Origin of the sequence: Kitasatospora sp. LaBMicrA B282, from assembly GCF_050325825.1 — a bacterium.
Taxonomy (GTDB): Bacteria; Actinomycetota; Actinomycetes; order Streptomycetales; family Streptomycetaceae; genus Kitasatospora.
Genome location: NZ_JBNQTI010000287.1, coordinates 1 through 5,929 on the forward strand (window position 1 = coordinate 1; position 5,929 = coordinate 5,929).

General features: G+C 76.5%; 5 protein-coding genes and 1 pseudogene. 1 reads left to right on the forward strand and 5 read right to left on the reverse strand.

Annotated features, from left to right (window positions below):
- Nucleotides 1-169: 169 nt before the first annotated feature.
- Together ACQRUO_RS38195 and ACQRUO_RS38200 are read right to left on the reverse strand one after the other, a co-directional pair.
- A complete protein-coding gene (locus tag ACQRUO_RS38195; RefSeq protein ID WP_428320782.1) occupies nucleotides 170-1,087 on the reverse strand; it encodes a JmjC domain-containing protein in 918 nt (305 codons plus the stop codon).
- Between the two features lie 99 nt (nucleotides 1,088-1,186).
- Nucleotides 1,187-1,441, reverse strand: a complete 255-nt coding sequence (locus ACQRUO_RS38200; RefSeq protein ID WP_428320783.1) for a hypothetical protein — start codon at nucleotides 1,439-1,441, stop codon at nucleotides 1,187-1,189.
- Between the two features lie 219 nt (nucleotides 1,442-1,660).
- On the opposite strand from ACQRUO_RS38200, the gene ACQRUO_RS38205 reads away from it, so the two are divergent.
- Complete coding sequence (locus ACQRUO_RS38205) at nucleotides 1,661-3,499, forward strand: BTAD domain-containing putative transcriptional regulator (RefSeq protein ID WP_428320784.1); 1,839 nt, start codon at nucleotides 1,661-1,663, stop codon at nucleotides 3,497-3,499.
- 21 nt (nucleotides 3,500-3,520) lie between these two features.
- Here ACQRUO_RS38205 and ACQRUO_RS38210 read toward each other — a convergent pair whose 3' ends face one another.
- The 3 genes and pseudogenes from ACQRUO_RS38210 to ACQRUO_RS38220 all read right to left on the reverse strand — a co-directional run.
- Nucleotides 3,521-4,198: a GAF domain-containing protein gene (locus ACQRUO_RS38210; protein WP_428320785.1), complete on the reverse strand. Its 678-nt coding sequence runs from the start codon at nucleotides 4,196-4,198 to the stop codon at nucleotides 3,521-3,523.
- A 2-nt stretch (nucleotides 4,199-4,200) separates the two neighbouring features.
- Nucleotides 4,201-5,037: a S8 family peptidase gene (locus ACQRUO_RS38215; RefSeq protein ID WP_428320786.1), complete on the reverse strand. Its 837-nt coding sequence runs from the start codon at nucleotides 5,035-5,037 to the stop codon at nucleotides 4,201-4,203.
- A pseudogene (locus ACQRUO_RS38220) lies at nucleotides 5,034-5,929 on the reverse strand (adenylate/guanylate cyclase domain-containing protein); the annotation flags it as partial. The gene ACQRUO_RS38215 and the pseudogene ACQRUO_RS38220, both read right to left, overlap by 4 nt.

Consider the following 5,929-nt stretch of genomic DNA (forward strand, 5'->3'; position numbering starts at 1 on the left):
GGGGGGGGGGGGGGGGGGGGGGGGGGGGGGGGGGGGGGGGGGGGGGGGGGGGGGGGGGGGGGGGGGGGGGGGGGGGGGGGGGGGGGGGGGGGGGGGGGGGGGGGGGGGGGGGGGGGGGGGGAAAAAAAAAAAAAAAAAAGTCCGGTGCCGACTCCCGTCCGGCCGACCGTCAGTCGGCGGCCCGGCGGCGCAGCGCGGCCTCGAGGCTGCCGGCGGCTCGGGCGGCCGAGGGCTGGCGCGGCTGCAGCGCGGCGGGCGGCAGGGCGGCCCAGTCGAGGCCGGCGAGGTGCGCGGTCAGCAGGGCGATCCGCTGGCGGAGCAGTTCCTCGCGGTCCAGGCGGGCGAAGGCGGGCGGCAGCACCTCGCGCAGCTCCTCGACCTGCTCGGCGGCCTCGGCGAGTGCGGTGCGCAGCACGTTCTCCCAGGTGACGCCCTTGAAGCCGATGGTGAGGTGCAGCGAGGGCTCGTCGGTGGTCTCGCCGACGTGCACGAAGCCGCGCGGGAAGTAGAGGCTCTGCCCCTCCTTGAGCACCACGTCGAGCACCGGCTCGACGGCCTGCGGGTCCACTGCCTGCACCCGGCTGGGCCAGCGCCGCACCGGCCGGCCGATCCGCCAGCGCTTCGAGCCGTGCAGCTGGCGCAGCACGACCCCGATCAGGTCGAAGTGCGGTGCCACGCCGCGGCCGCGCGGCGGGGTGAGGAACGCGGTGCAGTCCACCTCGTAGCCCGTCTCGCGGGCGAGTGCGGCGGCGAAGGCGGACACCTCCGGGTGGTGCGTCTGCAACTCCTCCAGCACCAGGGTGGCGCCGCGGCCGACCAGGTCGGTGATCCGGCCGCCGTCGGCCAGCTGCTCCCGGCTGCGCGGGTTGCTGCCGCGGTAGCGCCGGTACTGCTCGTCCGGCAGCCGCTCCCCGTCCCGGAAGAGCCGCACCGCACTCAGCGGCAGGCCGGTGTGGATCATCCGCTCGGCGGCGGCGAGCGAGAAGACGTCGCCCAGGTCGTCCAGCCCCGAGCTGACGAACGGCGCCAGCTCCCAGGCGCGTTCGAGCTCGCCGAGGTCCCCCACGAGCCGGCGCAGACTGTCCATGTGACCTCCGGGTACGAGGACGTCCGGGCCGGCGAGGGCTGCCGGCCCGGACGGGTACGGTCGGGATTCGGGTGCGGGACCGTTGCGGAGTCGGACGGCTCAGGCGCCCATCTGCACGCCGCAGGGCATCCCCGCGTCCTCGTCCATCGCGTCGGCCGTGTGCGCCTCCACGTCATCCGGCACCGCCGCCACACCGAACTGCACGCCACAGGGCGCCGCGTCCGCGTCGTCGCCGTCGGCGCTGTGCGCCTGCACGTCCTCCGGAACCGCCGCCACACCGAACTGGACACCGCACGGCGCCGCGTCCTCGTCCTCCCCGCCGGCGCTGTGCGCCTGCACGTCGGGGTTGCTCATGGGGCCTCCTCCCGTCCGGGTCGGACCCGCGTCCGACACCACCGGTGACGCTAGGCACGGCCGGTTGGACCGCGGTATGCGCCCGGCTGCCTGACAGCTTGGCCACGAAGCACCGGCTCCCCGCCGGGCCGTCACGCCTGCTGCGCGCACCCTTGCCAGGTCCCGCCCGCTTCGTCGAAGCTGACGGAACGGCATGAACTCGACCACGAGGGGGCCTGCATGCGCGGGGACGAGGTTCCGCCCGGCCGGCTGCGCTGCACCCTGCTCGGCCCGTTGCGGGTCGAGCGCGGTGCGCACCGGCTGGAACTCGGTCCCTACAAGCAACGGTTGCTGCTGGCCGCGCTGCTCTGCCGGGCCAACACGGTGCTGTCGGTGGACGAGTTGATCGAGGTGCTCTGGCCCGAGGGGCAGCCGCGCACCGCGCGCAAGAACCTCCAGGTGTACGTCTCCGCGCTGCGCAAGATCGTGCCCGACCACATCGACCACCTGCCCTACGGCTACACGCTGGTGGCCGACCCCGAGGAGTCGGACCTGCTGCACTTCGAGGAGCTGGCCGTCGCCGGACGGCACGCGCAGCACCAGGGCGACCGGGCGGGCGCCGCGGAGCTGCTCGGCCGGGCGGTGCGGCTCTGGCGGGACCGGCCGCTGGTGGACCTGCTCGACAGCCCGTTCGCGGCCGAGGAGTCGCAGCGGCTGACCGAGCGCTACCTGGCGGTCTACGAGGACTGGGCGGAGCTGGAGGTGGAGGCCGGGCGGGCGCACGGCCTGCTCGACCGGCTGGGCGAGTTGGCGGGCCGCCAGCCGTTCCGGGAACGCCTGGTGGCGTTGCAGATGACGGCGCTGGACCAGGTCGGCGGCCGGCGCAAGGCACTGGCCTGCTTCGAGGCGCACCGCCAGTTCATCGCCCGCGAGCTCGGTCTGGACCCCAGCCCGTTCCTGCGCCGCCTCTACCGGGAGATCCTGCTCGGCGAGCCGACCGCACCCCCGCCGGCCCCGGTGCCCGCGGCCACGCCGGCCGCGGTGCGGATCAGGCCGGCCCAACTCCCGCGCGACCTGTCCGACTTCGTCGGCCGGGACAAGGTGGTGGCCGAGTTGCGGGCGGCGCTGACCGACGAGGGCAACGGTCCCGGCGTGGTGCTGGTCTGCGGACCGACCGGTTCCGGCAAGTCGGCGCTGGCGGTACACGCCGGCCACCTGGTCGCCGACCACTTCGCGGACGGCCAGGTGGTCTGCTCGCTCGGCCACCCGGACGGGACGCCCCGGCCCTGGCGCGAGGTGCTCGCCGAACTGCTGCGCAGCACCGGGCTGGACCTCGCCCCGCCGGCCGAGGAGGCCGCGGCGCTCGCGCTCTGGCGCTCCTGGCTCGCCGAGCGGCAGTTCCTGCTGGTGCTGGACGGCGCGACCGGCGAGGCGGACGTCCGCCGGCTGCTGCCCGGCCGCGGGCGCAGCCGCACCGTGGTGACCACCGCCCGCCGGTTCAGCGGTCTGGAGTGCGTGCACCGGGTGGCGCTGGGCGAGTTCACCGTCGCGGAGGCCGGGGACCTGCTGGCCCGGGTGCTGGGCGGGCCGCGGGTGGCCGGCCACGAGCCGGCGCTGGCCCGCATCCGGCAGCTCTACGGGTTGTCGCCCGCGGTGGTGCGGGCACTGGCCGCGAAGCTGACCGTGCTCGGCCACCTGTCGCTGCGCGAGTACGCCGACCAGTTGGCGCAGCTGCCCGCCGCGGTGGACGGGCTGCGGGTCGGCGACGCGGGCCTGCACGACGGTTACCGCCGCTTCCACCGCGGGCTGACCCCGGTGCAGCGGGCGGCCTTCGGGGCGCTGGGCGCGCTGCCCGCGGCCGGCTTCGACCTGGCGGGGCTGCAGGCGGTGGTCGACGGGGTGGACGGCCTGACCGGCCCGGTGGAGCGGATCGCCGAGGAGTTGCTGGAGGCGCACCTGGTCAGCGTGGCGGAGCAGGACGAGGAGGTGGTGGCCCACGCGGTCCGTTACCGGATCCCGCCGCTCGCCCACCGCTACGCCGCCGCCCTGCACCGTGCCGCCACGCCGCCGGTCTGCTGATGGGTCCTCAGAGGTCGACGGTCAGCGCACCATCCCCGCCAGCACCTCGTGCAGCGAGTCCACCAGCCGCAGCCCGCTGGCCCGGCGGTCCGCCGGCAACTCGGCGAGCAGCTTCACGATCCCGGCCAACCGCTCGAACTCCCCGCCCCCGCGGGCCAGTGCGCCGCGCGCGGCGCGCCCGCGCAGCAGCCCGGCCAGCGCCAGCCCGGCCTGGCCGGCGAAGGCGGTCAGCAGGTCCAGGTCGGCCAGGGTGGAGCGGGACTGCGGGTGCGGGTCGAGCACCTGGATCACGCCGAGCACCTCCGCGCGGTGCAGCACCGGCGCGGCCATGATCGCGTCGGGCACGTAGCCGGTCCGCTCGGCCAGGTCCTGGGCGAAGATCCGGTTGCCGGCCAGCCCGTTCACCGTCATCGGCTCGCCGGTGTCCACCACCCAGCCGGCGATCCCGCGGTGGGCCGGGAACCGGGTGCCGACCAGGAACTCCTCGCCCGCCCCGGAGACCGCCTCGAAGACCAGCTCGTCGGCCGCCCGGTCGAAGAGGAAGATCGAGCTGGCCGCCGCGCCGAAGATGGCGCGCGCCACCTGCACGACGGAGGAGAGCAGTTCGCGGTCCTCGGGGCCGGGGTCGGACAGCACGCCGGAGATCACCGCGGCCAGCGCCGCGGCGTCCAGGGGGTCGCCCGCAGGCTGCTCGCTCATGGTCAGGCTCCTCGCACGTTCGCGGCTGTCAGGTAGAGGACCGTCTTCAACTCGAAGGTGGTCAGGTCGGGGTGCTTGGCGAGGATCAGCGCGCTGAGCCCGGTCACGTGCGGGGCGGCGAAGCTGTTCCCGGTGTTGCGGGTGGTGGTGCCGTTCAGGCCGGCGACCGGCACGGCCTGCCCGCGGGCGAAGAACTCCACCGGCGGGACGGGGTTGTAGAGCACCAGGCCGGAGTCGTCCTCCGCATGGCTGCCGACCGAGACCACCGAGGAGAACCGCCACGGGAAGCTCTCGATCCGGGCGTTGTGCGCCGAGGCGACGATCACCGACCGGCGGAAGTAGGCCAGGTCGGCCAACTCCCGCAGCCCCTGGTTGAACTGCGGGCGGGAGGTGGACAGGCTCAGGTTGATCACGTCGAAGCCCTGGTCGATCGCCCACCCCAGCCCGGCCAGCAGGGCCTGCCCGCTCCCGCTGCCGTGCTCGCCCAGGATGCGCACGCTGTGCAGTTCGCAGCGCGGGGCCAGCCGGCGCACGATCCCGGCGCAGGCCGTGCCGTGGCCGCAGACGTCCTCGGCGGCCACCGGCACCACCGCCGCCTGCTCGCCGCGCAGCACCACGGCGTGGTTGGAGGCCAGTTCACCGATCATCGGGTGGCCCGGTTCGACGCCGCTGTCCACCAGGCAGACCCGCACGCCCGCGCCGTCCGCCCCGCCGTAGGCCCACGCGGGGGTGATCCGGTCGGCGGCACCGGCGGCGATCGGGATGTCGGCGGGCCGGCGGTCCAACAGGTTCCAGGTGAGGGCCGTGGCCCGGCCGGCGCCGGCGGGTGGGCTGGTCATCGCTCGCTCCAGGCGGCCAGCAGGCGGTCGGTGCGGCCGACGGCGACCAGGTGCCCCTTGGCGGCGAACTGCCGGCGGGCGGCCAGCAGGGCGGCACGGGCCTGCTCGGGCCGGCCGGCGGCCCGCCTCGCGTGGGCCAGGTCCAGCGCGGCGGTGCCCCGGTCGGTGGGCGAGTCGGTGCGCTGCGCGAGCCGGACCGCGCGGCGGGCCAGCGCGAGTGCCTCGGGGTGCTCGCCGCGCAGCGCGTGGATCCGCGAGCACACCCCGCACCAGTCGGCCGCCGCGCTCGGCTGCTCCCCGGGCACCGCCAGGCCGTCGAGCAGCGCGGCCGCACCCGCCCCGTCGCCGTCCGCCAGCCGCACCCGGGCCAGTTCCAGCGCGCCGCTGCGGACCAACGGCCCGGCCCGGAGCGTGCGAGCCGCCGCCAGGGCCTCGGTCAGCGCCCGTGCGGCCAGGTCCCGCTCGTCGGCCAGCGCGGCCAGCATCCCCTCCAGCAGCGGCCCGAACGCCCGGCCCTCGGCGTGCGCGAGGGCGGCCATCGCCTGCCGGGTGCCGGCCAGGCCCTCGGCCGCCAGGTCGGCGCGGCCGCGCACCGCGTGCAGCACCGCGAGCGGGAAGCCCAGCGTGCTGTGCACCGCGGGCCGGTCGGTGCCGTGGGCGGCCAGCAGCTCCTGGCAGCGGGCCACCGCCCGGTCGGCGGGCGCCGGGCCGCGCCAGAGCGAGAGGCCCATGGTGCCCAGGGTGTTGGCCAGTTCGCGGTCGGCCGCGGCGGCCAGCGCGTGGGGCAGCGCGCAGTCCAGCTCGTGCAGCGCCCGGGCGTGCCGGCCGCGCTGCCGGTGGCCGCCGGCCAGCACCAGGGCGCCGCGGGCCAGGCCGAGCCGGTCGCCGGTGG